Raw genomic sequence first — 15,945 nt, forward strand, 5'->3', positions numbered from 1 at the left:
CCTATGATTGCCGTACTCAATCTTGCTGGTGCACTCGGGCTGTTTCTTTATGGCATGAAGGTCATGAGCGACGGCCTTTCCGCGCTTGCGGGTTCCGGCTTGCGAGCGACACTCGCGAAATTGACTTCCAACAGATTCAAAGGCGTTTTCACCGGCGTTTTCATCACAGCGGCCATTCAATCATCCTCCGCGACGACACTGATGGTTGTCAGCTTCGTAAACGCCGGTCTGCTGTCGCTCAAGTCAGCCATTCCGGTCATTATGGGTGCAAATATCGGCACCACATTCACAGCCTGGCTGATCGCGCTTCTCGGTTTCGGCGTCTCGATGAGTGCGATCGCGATTCCGGCCATGGCCGTTGGCTTTCTTCTTGTGTCGTCAAAAAACACCCAAGCCATCAAATGGGGGCAGTTCCTGATCGGTTTCTGCCTTTTGTTTATTGGACTGGACTTCATGAAGGGGTCTTTTCCGGATCTCAAAAACAATCCCGAGATTTATCGATTGATATCCGACCTTTCCGGCTTCGGTTTATTCTCCATTTTTATCTTTCTGGGATTCGGCACGTTTCTCACGATCATCTTGCAGTCTTCAAGCGCCACTATGGCAATTACAATCGTTGCGGCCAGTCAGGGTTGGCTACCTTTTGAGGCCGCGGTTGCTATCATACTGGGCGAGAATGTCGGCACAACAATCACTGCGAACTTGGCTGCACTTGTTGCTGATGCAAACGCGCGGCGTGCGGCATTTGCTCACCTGTTTGTCAATTTATTCGGCGTGTGCTGGGCGCTATTGTTTTTGGGCTCCCTTATCGATCTTGTTTCGAGCTTTACAATCTTGCTTGAAGGCACTTCACCAATGGTATCGGCCACCGCAATTCCATTGGGCCTTGCCTCGTTTCACAGTGTTTTCAACATCCTGAATACTTCTCTCTTGATTTGGTTCGTAGCACCAATTTCAACGTTGGTGAGTGCGATTGTCCCTGACCGTGCCGCACCGGAAGTAGAACTGACCCAGTCGAAATTTTTGACGAAATCGGCCATGAAATATCCAGAGACCGCCCTGGAGGCTTTTGAAAACGAGTCCCGACGGCTGTTTTCGAATGCGATCTACGAGAGCGTCGCCCATGGCCTGTCGCTGTCCCGGCGGGACATTGAGTCTCGAATGAGCGATGAAGAGGTGGTGCGCGCAGGCACAGACCTGATGGTGCTTGATATCGACAGCTTCTTCACCAAAAGGATAGAACCCCTATTCGAAGAACTCTTGGCCTACTCAAGCAAGATCCTGGCAAAACACGAGTTGAAGCCGGAACAGGCAAAAAGACTGCTGGCGCTCCGGCTCGCCAACCGGCGCCTACCCGACATCTTGAAAAACGTGGCGGTTCTTTATGCTATTTTGAGCCGCAGCGCTACAGTCAGTAAGCCGGCTTTCCAAAGCGAAGTTGATTCGATCCGCATCGTTATCGTGAGACTGCTACGCGCATTTTTTGCTCTGCGGGACCTGCCAGTATCCCAGCGAAAGCCGGATACATTCAATACACTGCGCAAGGAAGCGAATAAGCTCGATAATCAGATTTTTTCAGAAGTGGATGCCTTGATCCGAACCAAGACCCTCAGCGCTGCTGAAGGCACCGCACTGATCAACGCAAGTGCGATAACCCGCCACCTCACCAAGGATCTTGTCAAAACCGCACGCGCTCTCTACAGCACCGACAGTGCTCGAGCCGCCTAAAGTTCTTCCTCAAGGCGTTTGCAAATCGTTTTTAGCACCTCAACGCGCGCGTGCCTTTTGTTTTCAGAGGACACAAGTGTCCAAGGTGCATAATGTGTCGAAGTTCTATCGACCATGTCACCGGCCGCAATCGCGTACTGGTCCCACTTTAAACGGTTTCGCCAGTCTTCGTCGGTAATCTTGTGCTGCTTGTAAATCGTGTCTTCTCGCGCCTTGAAGCGCTTTAACTGTTCTTCCTCGCTTATGGCGAGCCAAAATTTGCAGATGATGTACCCGAAATCGGCAAGCTCGTTTTCAAAATCATTGATCTCATTATAAGCGCGTAGCCAATCCTCATGGCTTGCAAAACCCTCGACACGTTCAACAAGCACACGCTCATACCAAGACCGGTCAAAAATCGCGATGTGCCCCCTGCGCGGCACCCGCCGCCAGAAACGCCAGAGATACGGATGCGCATTTTCTTCGTCCGTGGGTGCGGAAATCGGATGAACCTTATAGATCCTCGGGTCGAGCGGGCGGATAACCCGCCGTATGGATCCCCCTTTTCCCGCAGCATCATTCCCTTGGAAAACAAGGATCATACCCCGTTTTGAAAAAGCCTTCGTATCTGAGATATCAGAGAGGGTGTTCTGATATTTTTCGCGTTTTTTTTCATAGTCGTCTCTGTCGAGCTTTGCTGACAAATCAATCGCGTCGATTGCAGTCTTTCTCTTAACCCCTCCAATGACTGGCGGAGCTGAAACCGTCCTCGGTTCGCCGTCTGCAAGCTTGAGTTTCATGGAGCGGGCAAGTGTCTGCGCCAGGGCAGAATCTCTGTACTCGGCATCTTGAGAGGGAATCACGAACCACGGCGCGTTGCCGGTGCTTGTTTCAAGGATTATTTTTTCGCCGACTTCGCTCGCGCTGCTATGATTCTTCAGGGCAGCCCAGTCGGACAAGACATGCCGTGCGGCATTCTTCTTCTTGATCTTTTCGAGCCGTCGCTCCTGATCTTCTTTGGGCAGAAGGAACCAGAACTTCAAAACCAAAACATCTTCATTGGCCAACATATCTTCGAAATTTCGGATTCGCTCGAGCTCCTTGGAGAACTCTTCATCAGAAAGCTTGTTATAGACCCGGTCACGCAAGGGTTTTTGGTACCAGCTTCCGAAGACAATCGCTGTCTCGCCCCTGGCCGGCAGATCGCGCCAATACCGCCAAAGCGGCGGCCGAAGCCGTGCTTCTTCCATCGGCTCGCCATAGGCGTTACAACTCAGATGCCGGGCGTCCATCCAGCCATAAAGACGGGCCACCGCTTCGCCTTTGCCGGCACCATCGAGCCCATCAACCAAAATGACGGTAGAAAATTTCTTGTTTTCAACAATCTCAAGCTGAGGCGCTAACAGGGACTCGCGAATTTCGGGCTCAAGTTTTTTGAAGGTTTTCTTGTCCATCTTCTGGGGCAAACGCGCAGATTCGAACATGATACCTCCATTTGCCGCAAAAACTCGCGAGCGCAAATCGCCGTAATTATCATAAACAGTATCCGTCAATGAGGTCTTTGGTCCAGCATCTTTGCTGAAGAGCACATGTGAGGGATTGATGCTGGAAATAGAGGCACCAAAAAATTCGCTGTTGGGGACCGGCTTGGTTGCCTATATGAAAGCTGCTCGCATTTTATTCGAAACTGGAATTCGACACCGCATGCCGTCAGCCTTTTCGGCAATTTCCAGTCCCACAGGAACACCTGCGTGACCGACTATCTTACCCAGCTCGTCAATTTCATCGGCGATAACCCCGAGATTGCCGGGCTGGTTTGCTTTGCTGCCGCCATGGGCGAAGCCCTGTTTATAGTCGGTTTGTTTGTTCCTAGCACTGTTGTGCTGGTCGGCGCCGGCACTCTTGTCGGTCTGGGAAAACTGGACCCTGTTTCGATTTTTGTCTGGACAACGCTCGGTGCGATTGCTGGGGATGCCATTTCGTATTGGGTCGGCTACGTTTACAAAGACAAATTGCGTCAGATTTGGCCCCTTTCCAAGTATTCCAGCCTAATGGACCGTGGCGAAGATTTCTTCAGGCGCCATGGAGGCAAGAGCGTTTTCATTGGCAGATTTGTTCCCGGTGTGAAGTCTGTTGTGCCTGGAATTGCGGGCATGGTGGGTATGAACGCAACGCGCTTCACCGTGATCAACATCACTTCTGCCATTGCCTGGAGCGTGGTGCATCTTGGTCCGGGATATCTTGCTGGTACCGCCCTGAACGCGATTGGCCAGATCAGCGGACGCCTTGCTCTGGTGCTCGGCGCACTGCTGGTGATCCTGTTCCTGGCTATAATGCTAGGCCGCTGGTTGATCATCATCATCATCCCTCTTTTTCCGGGTGCTCATGCGGCTACCGTTTCCTGGTTTGCCAAAAGGCCTGATCGCGTTTCGCAATGGATTGCGCGAAACTTCGACCCTGAGCATCCCCGTTCAGCCGGAATGCTGGCATCTGCGGTCTTACTTTTGATCACTATGCCGCTGTTCTTCTGGATCATGGGTGAAGTTGCGCCGGGCGAACCCATGGTCCGCGCGGATATCGCGATCCTCAATCTTTTCGAAAGCCTGAGGACCCCTATCGGCGACAAACTCATGATTGCCGCGACGATGTTGGGAGATGGGATTGTCGTTGGTGTTGTGGCCGCGGCAGTAGCGATCTACCTGTTTGCGCGCCGCGCATGGCGCCGAGCAATCGGTTTTTTGATAGCTATTGGGGTTACTGCCGTTTTCGTGCCGACCCTTAAGCTGCTGCTGCACCGCTCACGCCCTATGGATCTTTATACCGGTGCGGATGCATTCAGTTTCCCAAGCGGACATGCCACACTTAATGCTGTGCTTTACGGAATCTGCGCTGTTTTAATTGCTCATGACCGCAGCCGCTGGGCCAAAGCTGGTATTTTCACCGTCACCGCCATTCTCGTTATAACCATTGGGTTTTCACGCGTTTATCTCGGTGCACACTGGATGTCAGATGTCCTTGCAGGGTTGTTGTTTGGCACTGCAATGGTGTCTGCTTTCGCTTTCGTATTTGGCTCGATCCATAACGAAAAAGTGGGACGCCCTACCCTTGCCGCGATTATCACTTCGGTCTTGGTTGTTTTCGGCGCCTACCACGTCCAGACAAATTTCAGCGATGCAATCCTGGCCTATCAGCCGCAATCCAATATCAAGGTGTTGTCGGCCGCCGAATGGGAGGCCACGGGCTGGAAACAGCTGCCGCAAAACCGGATTGAGCTCAGCGGAGAGATTGAAGAACCGTTGGTCATTCAATATGCCGGCGATCCGGCGCAGTTCGCTCACGCGCTCGAGCCGTATGGATGGCACCTTCCTCCAAACTGGACCATCACAAGTATCACGGGCTTTGTCACCGGGGAAACGCCAGCCCAGGATTTGCCGGTCTTACCTAGAACGCAAAATGGCCGCCAACCCATTCTCGTTTTGATCCGGGATGACGGCGGAGCCACGGCCGGCGGGCGCTGGATCCTCAGGCTATGGCCCAGCCGCTTTCGGATTTCCGGACCTGACCGGGAAGTGCCTGTTTTTATCGGCAGCGTAATGCATGAGGAAATCCTGCGGCCTATGGGAGAGTTTTCGGGGCCGAAAACCGATCGCGAATGGCCTTCACTTGATGAAAACCCAGCACACCTTTTGCCGGGCGCTGTTATTCGACATCGCTCCGACAAGACAGAGGTCATCCTTGTAAATGACCGGGGCGCCTCTGGAGCCGCTGCACCTGCCCCCCCCTCTAATAGGCTTGATACACCAGTGGCCAATTGACCGGGTCCGTTTCGAGACCATCGCATTCTGGTTTGTCGCGGTATTCAAGAAGCTCGAAATCGAGCACTTCTCCAGGTCCGTCGGTCAGGCGGTAGATTGCGTGACTGCCACAGTCGCGCAGACCCCGGCCAAATTGCGTCGCTCGAACAAGGCCGTTCGCGTGGTCCACTTCTGCATTCATAGCCCCGTAGACTTGCTCACCCTCCAGCCCCGGCGGATTTGGAAAAGTCAACACCTCCGCCCAGTTTTGAGGCGGGTTTTGGGTTACAACAAAAGCACTCGACGCTTGATAGGGGCCCAGAAAGCACGGCTGCTCCCATAAAATGTAATTGCTGTTGACGATATGGCGTGCGCCAGCCCAAGGTGGTTCCACGTCTAAACTGCAGTCGTAAGACGCAAACTCATGCATCTGCAGCCTTACAGACGCCGGAACCTCTGCAAGCGAGCTTAGGAGTTCTGGTGCACCAAAGGGAATACCTACCGGGAGCGACGTTTTTTCCGAAAGTCTTTGGCCAGTAGCGGACTCTTCGCCCGCTTCCGGGCACCCAAAAACACCTCTGCCCCGCGCTCTGAACGGCACCTTGCCATCCTGAACGACATAGACTTTTGCATGACCGATTTCCGTTGTGGTTCCAGCGTCCCGTGCTTCAATGAGTTCGATATGCACGCGGGTATAGCGATCGTTAGACATATAGAGAAAATGCGGCGGGACTCCGGCGATGCTTTCGACCCCGCTCTGCGCAACCTCTTCAAGGCTAAGCACCGATTGCCCCACCTTAATGATAGCTTCAGCTGGCGCGCCATCTTCATTGAACGGCAGATGAAACAAATACGAGTAAGTGTCGGTCTCGGGGTCTCGATTGTGCTGCCATATGCTGAAAAAGCACTTTGTCGCTCCAGTTCTTACAGTGTCTGGATCCATGAGTTTTAGATCGATCTCGGGACCTAAATCATCAGCAGACAGCGCTGACGATATGACACTCAACAGCAAAACAAACCCAAGCCGTAGTAACACCACCGCAACCCCCAAACACTTTAATTTACGAAACGTTAGAATGCGCTTGGTTTGCCCGGAAAACCAGTGCTTATTGTCCCGGCTCTAATATTTTCATTTTTTTGAAACTAATGTTGCCACCGGCCCCATGGTGCATTATATTCAATTTATCGAATATGTATTACAGGGCAATTAAATGACCGATTTCACTCCCTTTCTGTCATTTCTTGGCGGAACGCTCATCGGCTTGGCTGTTGTCAGCCTCATGCTTGTCCATGGCCGTATCGCCGGTATCAGCGGAATTCTAGGCGGCCTTTTATCAAAGCCCAATTCCGATGAGTGGGCGTGGAGAGCGGCCTTTGTTGCAGGAATGATTGTCAGTCCAATCGTCTTGCACGCTGCGACCGGCAGTCTTACGAAAATCACTATTCCGGTTTCTTACCCGGCACTCTTGGTTGGCGGCTTCCTGGTTGGAATAGGTGTCTCGTTTGGCTCCGGCTGTACAAGTGGTCACGGCGTTTGCGGATTATCCCGTTTTTCGGCGAGGTCCATGGTTGCCACCGGCACGTTCATGATAACCGCGATGGCCACTGTTTTTGCAACCCGGCACATCTTTGGAGGGTAAGAATGACCAAGATTATATCAGCTTTCGCAATAGGCGTAGTCTTCGGTACCGGCATCCTCATAGCTGGAATGGCGGATCCTGCCAAAGTCTTGAATTTCTTTGATATTGCCGGAACGTGGGATCCGAGCCTGGCCTTCGTGATGGGTGGAGCGTTGTTGGTCACCGCAATCGGCTACCGGTTGGTCTGGGTTCAAAAGGCGCCTTTGCTGGGAACCGCGTTTCAACTGCCGACAGCATCTGATTTGGATACCCGGCTGATCGGCGGATCGGCTGTTTTCGGTATTGGCTGGGGCTTAAGCGGCTTTTGCCCCGGCGGTCTTGTTCCAGCTCTTGGCTTAGGTATGGTCGAACCCCTTGTAACAGCATCTGCGATCCTTGCCGGCATGGTTGTTGCCAAGTCGGCAAAGTCGGCGCTTGATCGCGGTCGCGCGCCCGCAGCAACCTGAACAATCCCCAAAAATGCAGCGGCCTGTCCGCTTGGGAGACTAAAAATGGCAAACTCAAACTATCCCGTTGATATGAGCGTCGAACCGGAGGTCAATGCCTTCTTTGATCCTGTCACAAACACCATTAGCTACGTGGTGAAGGATCCCCATTCCAACGCTTGCGCCGTCATCGATAGCGTTATGGACATCGACTACGCGGCAGGCCGGATTTCGTATGACAGCGCCGATGCGATTATTTCCTATATCAAGACAAATGACCTTGAGCTTGAATGGTTGATCGAGACCCACGTGCACGCCGACCACCTGTCTGGCGCACCATATATTCAGGAAAAACTCGGCGGAAAACTTGGGATCGGTGAGAAGATCACCGTCGTTCAGGAAACATTCGGTAAGGTCTTTAACGAAGGCACAGAATTTCAACGCGACGGCAGTCAATTCGATCGTCTTTTCGAAGATGGAGATACCTATCAGATTGGCAAACTTACGGCCTTTGCGATGTATACGCCGGGGCACACGCCAGCATGTATGGTGCACGTCATGGGCAACGCTGCCTTTGTCGGCGACACGTTGTTCATGCCTGATGGTGGGTCAGCACGTGCAGATTTCCCCGGCGGCGACGCGGGAGTGCTTTACGATTCCATTCAAAAAGTTCTCGCATTACCGAACGACATGCGGTTGTTCATGTGTCACGATTACGGGCCCAACGGCCGGGATATCCAGTGGGAAACCAACGTTGGCGCTGAAAAAGAACACAACATTCACGTCGGAGGTGGAAAAACGAAAAAAGACTTCGTTAAGTTCCGGACCGAGCGCGATGCCCAACTTGACATGCCGAAGCTGATCATTCCCTCCCTTCAGGTGAATATGCGCGCCGGAAGGCTGCCACCAGCGGATGACAGTGGAAAAACGTTCCTAAAGGTGCCGGTCAACGGCCTCTGAGCTCTAACCCAGTCGTCGTAGCCTTCCACAGTTCCGTGAACGGTGAGCCGACTGGACAAAAACCAGGGAAAATCGCCAAGACTATCCAAAATACTCCGAGCCGAGATGCCGGCTCGGTTTTGTTTCGCCGATTGTCCTTAGGAAACCCAGGACCATGAACGCAGTTCTGAAGTATTTCCCGATTCTTGACTGGGGTAAGAGCTATAACAAGGAGACCGCGATAAGCGATCTCGTTGCAGCGGTCATTGTGACGATCATGCTGATCCCGCAATCGCTTGCCTATGCGCTGTTGGCCGGCCTACCTCCAGAAATCGGGCTGTACGCGTCGATCTTGCCTCTGGTCGCCTACGCAGTCTTCGGTACCAGCCGTGCGCTAGCTGTTGGTCCGGTCGCAGTCGTCTCATTGATGACTGCATCCGCTGTTGGTGAACTGGCCAGCCAAGGCACTCCAGAATATCTGGGTGCCGCAATAGCGCTTGCGTTCCTATCCGGTCTCATGCTCGTCGCGATGGGACTGCTGAGGCTCGGTTTTCTGGCCAACCTTTTAAGCCACCCGGTTATTTCGGGCTTCATCACGGCGTCGGGTCTTTTGATCGCATCCAGCCAGCTCAAGCACATCCTCGGGATTCCGGCAAGCGGCCACACGCTTTTGGAAATTCTACAATCCATCTTCCTGCATCTCAGTTCCATCAGCTGGATCACGTTCGCAATCGGGGCAGCGGCGACTGTATTTTTATTTTGGGTCCGAAAAGGCCTAAAACCTGCCCTGATCAGTGCCGGTTTCAAACCATTTGCAGCAGACATCTTGACGAAAGCTGGACCTGTTGCTGCAGTTGCCGCAACCACGGCCCTGGCAGCTGCCCTAGACCTCGGTTCACAAGGCGTCCGATTGGTTGGAGACATCCCGTCTGGACTGCCGGTTCCACAGTTGCCGCGCTTCGAAAGCGAGCTCTGGCTGGCCTTGGCTGGCCCTGCGCTGCTCATCTCTGTCATCGGTTTCGTCGAATCTGTTTCGGTTGCCCAAACTCTGGCCGCAAAAAAACGTCAGCGGATCGCACCTGATCAGGAACTGATTGGTCTTGGAACATCAAACATCGCTTCTGCGATTTCCGGCGGATATCCGGTGACAGGAGGCTTTGCAAGGTCTGTGGTCAATTTTGACGCCGGTGCTGCAACACCGGCGGCAGGCGCATTCACAGCTATTGGGATCGCCCTCGCAACACTTTTCCTGACGCCGCTCTTGACCAACCTTCCTCAGGCAACGTTGGCCGCGACCATTATCGTGGCCGTCTTGTCGCTTGTTGATTTTGCAGCAATCAAGCGCACATTCGATTACTCAAAAAGCGATTTTGTCTCTATGGCCGCGACCATACTCATTACGTTGTTTTTTGGGGTGGAAAAGGGGATTGTTACAGGGGTCGGATTGTCGATCGCGCTTTATCTTTACCGCAATAGCCGGCCCCACATGGCAGTGGTTGGGATCGTACCCGGCACAGAGCATTTCCGGAACATCGACAGACACAAGGTTGCAACCGGTGAGCGCGTGCTGTCGGTGCGGGTCGACGAGAGCCTTTTCTTTGCCAACAGCCGGTATTTGGAAGACAAGATATATGCGCTTGTCGCGGCCAAACCCGACATCGAGCACGTCGTCCTGATGTGTCCGGCCATCAATGAAATCGATGCAAGTGCGTTGGAAAGTCTTGAAGAAATCAACCACCGCCTCTCTGACTCAAGAGTCCAGTTCCACTTGTCGGAAGTTAAGGGTCCAGTCATGGACCGTCTCCAAAAAACACCGTTCCTGGAGCATCTGACCGGTCAGGTGTTTTTGAGCCAATATGATGCTCTGTGCACGCTTGATCCCTTGACTGCGCACATCTCAGAAGCGCGAACGCCAAAGAAGACTGCTCAATCCGACGTGTGGTCCGGGCCAGAGATCTAGATGCATGGAACTCTGAATTTCTTTATCTGCGCACTTCAGCGATGTTTCGACGATGCAGACTGGTAAACACGAATATGACCAAGGCCGGCTCAAATCTCACCTTGTCAATCGAGGTGGTGAGATACTTGTTGTCGTGTTCTCACAGGTCAGAGTGCCCGACGGCAAATTCGGACTTAACCGGCTTTTCGCACGCACCCGGCATTCGTGCCTTTTGTTAAATGACCTAGTTAACGGCTGGTACATTGATCTGGACCGACACATCGACCACGCGGTTCAGACGGCCACGATCGAAGCAGAGCCTAATCGCGTTGTATACTACGGATCCTCAATGGGGGGCTATGGAGCCTTGACCACGGGACTGCGAAGGCGTGACGGAACCATCTACGCTTTTGGCCCGGAGCTTGAGCTTGGCCGGCCTGGAAGCCAAAGCGCTGAGCACATTGCCGCGGCAAGCACATTGGCCGTAGGCCTGGAAGCATTGCCAATGCCCCACCCGGTTCACTGCTTTTTTGGGGTCTGCGATCCAGTTGATGCTCTGAATGCGGCAGTTGCGTTTGACCGGTTGCCGCATGCAAAACATCATCTTGTCTGGTCCTCCCATGCAAACCACGACCACCTATACAGTCTCAACATTATTCGGCGGCTGATTATGACATTCAATCGGCCTCCCGAAATCGAGCTCGCGTCGAAAAATCTGCTCGCAGATGTTCCGGTAAAGTCACTGGAACAATTTGGCCTTACAGCAGAACAGCTGATGTCTGGAAACCAAGTTTCTGTTTCAGGTCTGCGAGCTCTGCCGTGCTTTGAGCAAAATCCAGGTATGATTTGGTTAGCCGCTAAGATTTCGGAGGTTCAAGGCGACCTTCAAACGGCGCTATCATGGATAGAAAAGGCGGAAGACCTCATCGCACATTCTAACGTTTTATCCACCTTACCAAAGCGGTGGAGGAAGCAATTGCCACTACACCGGATACGACTGCTTTGTCAGTTGGGCCGCACATATGATGCTTGTGACCTCATGATTCAGACAAGTAAGGTTTTTCCGGTCGATCGCGCCATGAAGGATCTTGGGGAAACCCTGGGTCTCAATCTTGAGCTGTCGACTGACCAGCCGGCTCCATAAGTGGCGGGATGGGACGGCAAAAGGAGAAAGCCATGGGAACACCTTCGCCATCCTGAACCAGCAAAATCGCGTCGCCGCGTTTTTGAACAGTAACGAGGCCGAGCGCAGAGCCTCCGCTGTCCAACCTGCAGTTCATTGCAGCGCGTTGGACGCGAGAAGGCCTGTGCTCAGCACCATAGACATTGCAGATTTGGCCAGGCGCTTCGAAGAGCCCTCTAAAAATGGCGAGAGCCTCACCTGGTTGAGCACGATCAATTCTCGTTAGACTGTCACAGACCGCGTGATCCTTCGCCCAGATTCCTTGTGCAAATTCAGCAAAACGAAGATCAAGAACCTTACCTTCAAGCAACGGCGAAGATCGCGGTAAAGAGACCTGACGGTCGCCTTTGGCTGCGTTCACCGGCGACGTAATAAAGACCGAAGCTACGGCGAGGCAAAACAGGGCTAATTGGCGAATTGCCAATGTCATACTCCACTCTTACGCAAGTGGATATACACTAGAAACGAAACCCATCCTGCTGCAATGCCTAAGGATGCCCACATCAAATTTCCTTTGCCAAGCCGTGTCATTTTGGACACGGATAGACCGTTCTGCAGACGGACAACAAACGGTTTAAGGGTTAACAAATACCGGCGAATTTTTCAAAGAACATTAAATCCTCTTCGCGATCACACTTGCCAAATCAGAACAAATATAGAACATATGTAGAATGGATAATGCGATCACAAACCAACCAGCATGCATTTCGATGGATGATCCGTTAAAGGACGGCCGCCAATCTACGGCAGCTTTGAGCATATGGCGTGGTTCAGCGAGAGCGCTTCGTGGTTTGGGTTTTGCCTGCCTCTCAGAAGTCACGCTTTCATCGGGCCGGAGAGCAGACTTGTTGGCGTTGGGGCCAAAACACGAACTCTGGATTATTGAAGTGAAGTCTTCGACCGCCGATTTCCGGGCCGACACCAAGTGGCCAGATTATCGGCAGCACTGCGACAAACTCTTTTTTGCCACTCATCCTGACGTTCCAGCAAATATCTTTCCGGAAAATGCAGGTCTCATTGTTTCAGACGGATATGCTGCGGCAATCGTTCGGGATGCGCCAGAACACAGACTAAGCGGAGCAACCCGGAAAGCGGTAACAATGCGGTTTGCCCGAGCGGCAGCGATGAGATTGCACGATCTTCACGATCCCGAGATCAAAGCACTCTTTGAAACGGGCTAGCGATCCAGTTGGCTTTCTTAACGTAAAGTACACATAATCCGTGAGAACGATGCCCGAAACATCCAAGATCCAAGTTGTCTGGTACAAGCGCGATTTGCGCGTCGTAGACCATGCCCCTTTGGCGCTGGCTGCTCGGCGAGGGCCAGTCATACCACTTTATGTCTTTGAACCCGATCTTTGGGCTGAGCCTGACGCGTCGGGGCGGCATTTCAACTTTCTGAAAGAGTGCCTAACAAGCTTACTTGAGGATTTGGGCTCTTTGGGCCAGCCTCTGATCATCAGGACTGGTGAAATCCGACAGGTTCTCAAAGAGTTTCATGACGAGTTTGGTATAGAAGCTCTGTGGTCTCATGAGGAGACCGGTAACAATTGGACCTATCAACGGGACTTGCGTGTAAATGCATGGTGCCGAGAACGTGGTGTCGCGTGGCATGAAATTCCGCAGTTTGGTGTGGTGCGGCGTTTGACAAGCAGGGATGGCTGGGCAAAGAGATGGGACAGTTTCATGGCCCAACCCGCTCATCAGGCGCCGCAGCTGGAGCCCGTTGCGGGCATTGACCTCGGGTGTGCCCCCAATGCAACTAGCATAGCCGTTTCACACGACCATTGTCCGCATCGTCAGCGGGGCGGCCGCGCTGAAGCCGAAGTGACCTTGCACAGTTTTTTCTACGAACGTGGCAAACCTTATCAAGCAGGCATGGCCACGCCAGTGTTTGCATTTGACGCATGTTCGAGGATTTCGCCCTATCTGTCGTTTGGCAGCCTCTCTATGCGCGAAGTGGCTCAAGCGACATGGGCCCGGCAACGCGAACTCAAACAAACATCAAACGCCGGGAAGACGAAGTGGCGGGCAGCCATGCGTTCTTTTTCTGGGCGTCTGCACTGGCACTGTCATTTCATGCAGAAGCTGGAAGACGAGCCGCGGCTTGAATATGAGAATTTGCACCACGCGTATGATGACCTACGCCCGAGCGAGCCTGACCAAACCCGCTTGAATGCATGGAAACAGGGAGAGACTGGCCTTCCGTTTGTTGACGCGTGCATGCGCGCACTGTCCGCAACGGGATGGATGAATTTTCGCATGCGCGCAATGCTTGTCGCAGTTTCCAGCTATCATCTCTGGCTGGATTGGCGCCAACCAGGACTCCACCTAGCGCGTTTATTCACGGATTATGAACCAGGTATTCATTGGTCCCAAATTCAGATGCAATCTGGCACGACAGGCATAAACACAGTGCGCATCTACAATCCAGTCAAGCAGGGTAAGGATCAGGACCCTGAGGGCGAATTTGTGCGCAAATGGGTTCCAGAACTCTCGGACATCGAAATGCGTTACCTTCATGAGCCCTGGAAAGCCGACAATGCCGGCCGAATTCTCGGAAAGTCCTATCCTTTTCCCATCGTGGACCACTTGACCGCTGCAAAGGAGGCTCGCGAGAAGGTGTGGGGCGTGCGCAAGGGAAGGACCTTTCGGGAAGGCGCAAATTCCATCCAGAAAAAGCACGGCAGCCGGAAAAGCGGCATTCCGATGCGCGGACAAGAGCGCGGTAGCAGTCGCGCGAAGTCATCGGATACAGCACAAACAGATCTTTTCGGATCAAACTCATGAAGATGAAGCGGAAGGGAGATTTGCCCCAAAAGATCTGCGCCTCATGCGGCAAGCCTTTTTCATGGCGAAAAAAATGGGCTCGCGACTGGGACAATGTCCGATACTGCTCGGAGCGATGCCGCAAATCGAAGAGTGTCAGCCTGTCTAGCGGTGCACAGCCATAACATCCTTCATGATTGCATTGGACCAAGCAATTGCATCGTCGCGGCACAAGCGCTCGAACATGGACTGCCACCGATCCCGCCGTTCGTCGAGCGGCATGGTAATCGCACTTTGGATCCCGGCTGCGACTTCTTCCGCAGAATGCGGATTCACGATAACGGCTTCCTTCATGCCTTCAGCAGCACCAGCAAAACGCGACAGCACGAGGACCCCGGGATCTTCGGCGCGTTGCGCAGCAATGTACTCTTTCGCAACCAAATTCATACCGTCACGCAGCGGCGTGACCAGCCCGATCCGGCTCACGCGGTATATTCCAGCAAGCGCCCGTCGCGGAAATGATTTGGTGAGGAAGCGGATTGGCGTCCAATCAAGATCAGCAAAGCGACCATTTACGTGGCCTGTCATCTCGTCCAGTTCGCGCCGAATTTCGATATAGGCGTTAAGTTCGGCTCGTGACGGCGGTGCGATCTGCATAAGAGACAAGCGCCCACGGTTTTCTGGGTAATCTTCTAAAAGGCGTTCATACGCCCTAAATCGCTCCGGAAGCCCTTTGGAATAGTCGATCCGGTCAACACCGATAATCTGCTGGCGCCCACCCATCAGTTTATCGAGCCGGGTCATATGACGCCGGGCGTCAGGGGACATGGCAAATTTTGCGAAAGCTTCCGCGTCGATTCCAATTGGGTAGGCACGAGCAATGGTTTCGTGATTGCCAAATCGAACCTTGCCGTCTCCAATATCGGTCGCACCAATTTCCTCAATTGCAAACCGACGAAAGTTATCAGCGTCACGCTCTGACTGAAACCCAAGCAGATCGTAGGCCATCATGGCTCGAACAATTGAAGCAGCGTTGGGCAGCGCTGCCAGGATTTCTGGTGCAGGAAATGGGATGTGGAGAAAAAATGCCAATGGGTTTCTGACATCCATACTACGAAGGCTCGCCGCCATTGTCAGGAAGTGATAGTCGTGCACCCAAATGACATCGTCAGGCTCCACGAGCGGTCGCAAGCGGGTCGCGAACCGTTCGTTCACGTATCTGTACCCTTGCTCAAATCGACGGTCGAAATCTGCAAGATCAAGCCTGTAGTGCAGGACAGGCCAAAGTGTGCGATTGGCATATCCTGCATAAAAGGCGTCGTAGTCGGCCTTGGTCATGTCGATCTGGACCATTTGAACCGACTTGGTCTTCTGGCGCTGTAATTGGCCAAAACTGCCTTCTTCGGAGACGTTTCCGCTCCATCCGAACCAAATACCACCGGTTTTGGTCAGTGCGTCTACCAACGCGACTGCCAAGCCACCAGCCCGCCCCGTATCTTTAAGTGGTCCAACACGATTAGATACGACGACGAGCCGCCCCATTTATTTC

At 53.1% G+C, this 15,945-nt stretch carries 14 protein-coding genes; 10 read left to right on the forward strand and 4 right to left on the reverse strand.

Translation table 11 applies throughout. The features are described 5' to 3' along the window. Positions 1-3 precede the first annotated feature (3 nt). A complete protein-coding gene (locus JM93_RS12560) occupies positions 4-1,728 on the forward strand; it encodes a Na/Pi cotransporter family protein (protein WP_145343839.1) in 1,725 nt (574 codons plus the stop codon). On the opposite strand, the gene pap is transcribed toward JM93_RS12560, so the two are convergent. Beyond that, entirely contained in the window at positions 1,725-3,191 is a 1,467-nt protein-coding gene (gene pap / locus JM93_RS12565; RefSeq protein ID WP_145343841.1) for a polyphosphate:AMP phosphotransferase, read from the reverse strand. The genes JM93_RS12560 and pap overlap by 4 nt on opposite strands. Positions 3,192-3,458: 267 nt before the next feature. Between pap and JM93_RS12570 the strand changes: the two genes are divergently transcribed. After that, the gene (locus tag JM93_RS12570) at positions 3,459-5,522 is read left to right on the forward strand and encodes a bifunctional DedA family/phosphatase PAP2 family protein (RefSeq protein WP_208995137.1); all 2,064 of its coding nucleotides are present in this window, start codon (positions 3,459-3,461) and stop codon (positions 5,520-5,522) included. Here JM93_RS12570 and JM93_RS12575 read toward each other — a convergent pair. Next, positions 5,491-6,540, reverse strand: coding sequence for a DUF1176 domain-containing protein (locus tag JM93_RS12575; protein WP_145343843.1), 1,050 nt, complete (start codon positions 6,538-6,540; stop codon positions 5,491-5,493). The two genes, JM93_RS12570 and JM93_RS12575, sit on opposite strands and share 32 nt — an antisense overlap. A gap of 172 nt (positions 6,541-6,712) precedes the next feature. Here JM93_RS12575 and JM93_RS12580 point away from each other — a divergent pair, with 172 nt between their 5' ends. From JM93_RS12580 to JM93_RS12600, 5 genes are all read left to right on the forward strand, one after another. Beyond that, positions 6,713-7,141, forward strand: a complete 429-nt coding sequence (locus JM93_RS12580; protein WP_145343845.1) for a YeeE/YedE family protein — start codon at positions 6,713-6,715, stop codon at positions 7,139-7,141. A 2-nt stretch (positions 7,142-7,143) separates the two neighbouring features. Next, positions 7,144-7,587: a DUF6691 family protein gene (locus JM93_RS12585; protein WP_145343847.1), complete on the forward strand. Its 444-nt coding sequence runs from the start codon at positions 7,144-7,146 to the stop codon at positions 7,585-7,587. Positions 7,588-7,632: 45 nt separating this feature from the next. Further along, positions 7,633-8,526, forward strand: coding sequence for an MBL fold metallo-hydrolase (locus JM93_RS12590; protein ID WP_145343849.1), 894 nt, complete (start codon positions 7,633-7,635; stop codon positions 8,524-8,526). A gap of 154 nt (positions 8,527-8,680) precedes the next feature. Beyond that, the gene (locus JM93_RS12595) at positions 8,681-10,465 is read left to right on the forward strand and encodes a SulP family inorganic anion transporter (RefSeq protein WP_145343851.1); all 1,785 of its coding nucleotides are present in this window, start codon (positions 8,681-8,683) and stop codon (positions 10,463-10,465) included. Between the two features lie 484 nt (positions 10,466-10,949). After that, the gene (locus JM93_RS12600; RefSeq protein ID WP_145343853.1) at positions 10,950-11,588 is read left to right on the forward strand and encodes a hypothetical protein; all 639 of its coding nucleotides are present in this window, start codon (positions 10,950-10,952) and stop codon (positions 11,586-11,588) included. Here JM93_RS12600 and JM93_RS12605 read toward each other — a convergent pair. Further along, positions 11,551-12,057 carry a hypothetical protein gene (locus JM93_RS12605; RefSeq protein WP_145343855.1) on the reverse strand — a complete coding sequence of 169 codons (507 nt, stop codon included), beginning with the start codon at positions 12,055-12,057 and terminating at the stop codon, positions 11,551-11,553. The two genes, JM93_RS12600 and JM93_RS12605, sit on opposite strands and share 38 nt — an antisense overlap. Before the next feature lie 241 nt (positions 12,058-12,298). Between JM93_RS12605 and JM93_RS12610 the strand changes: the two genes are divergently transcribed. Genes JM93_RS12610 through JM93_RS12620 form a run of 3 tightly spaced genes read left to right on the forward strand, consistent with a single transcriptional unit; the run spans position 12,299 to position 14,581 of the window. Continuing rightward, positions 12,299-12,808 carry an MmcB family DNA repair protein gene (locus JM93_RS12610; RefSeq protein ID WP_145343857.1) on the forward strand — a complete coding sequence of 170 codons (510 nt, stop codon included), beginning with the start codon at positions 12,299-12,301 and terminating at the stop codon, positions 12,806-12,808. A 49-nt stretch (positions 12,809-12,857) separates the two neighbouring features. Continuing rightward, positions 12,858-14,417, forward strand: coding sequence for an FAD-binding domain-containing protein (locus JM93_RS12615; protein ID WP_145343858.1), 1,560 nt, complete (start codon positions 12,858-12,860; stop codon positions 14,415-14,417). 2 nt (positions 14,418-14,419) lie between these two features. Continuing rightward, positions 14,420-14,581, forward strand: a complete 162-nt coding sequence (locus JM93_RS12620) for a DUF2256 domain-containing protein (protein ID WP_208995145.1) — start codon at positions 14,420-14,422, stop codon at positions 14,579-14,581. On the opposite strand, the gene JM93_RS12625 is transcribed toward JM93_RS12620, so the two are convergent. Next, positions 14,562-15,938, reverse strand: a complete 1,377-nt coding sequence (locus JM93_RS12625; protein WP_145343862.1) for an alpha,alpha-trehalose-phosphate synthase (UDP-forming) — start codon at positions 15,936-15,938, stop codon at positions 14,562-14,564. The genes JM93_RS12620 and JM93_RS12625 overlap by 20 nt on opposite strands. Positions 15,939-15,945 lie beyond the last annotated feature (7 nt).

The organism is Roseibium hamelinense (assembly GCF_007830545.1).
In the GTDB taxonomy this organism is placed as follows: domain Bacteria; phylum Pseudomonadota; class Alphaproteobacteria; order Rhizobiales; family Stappiaceae; genus Roseibium; species Roseibium hamelinense.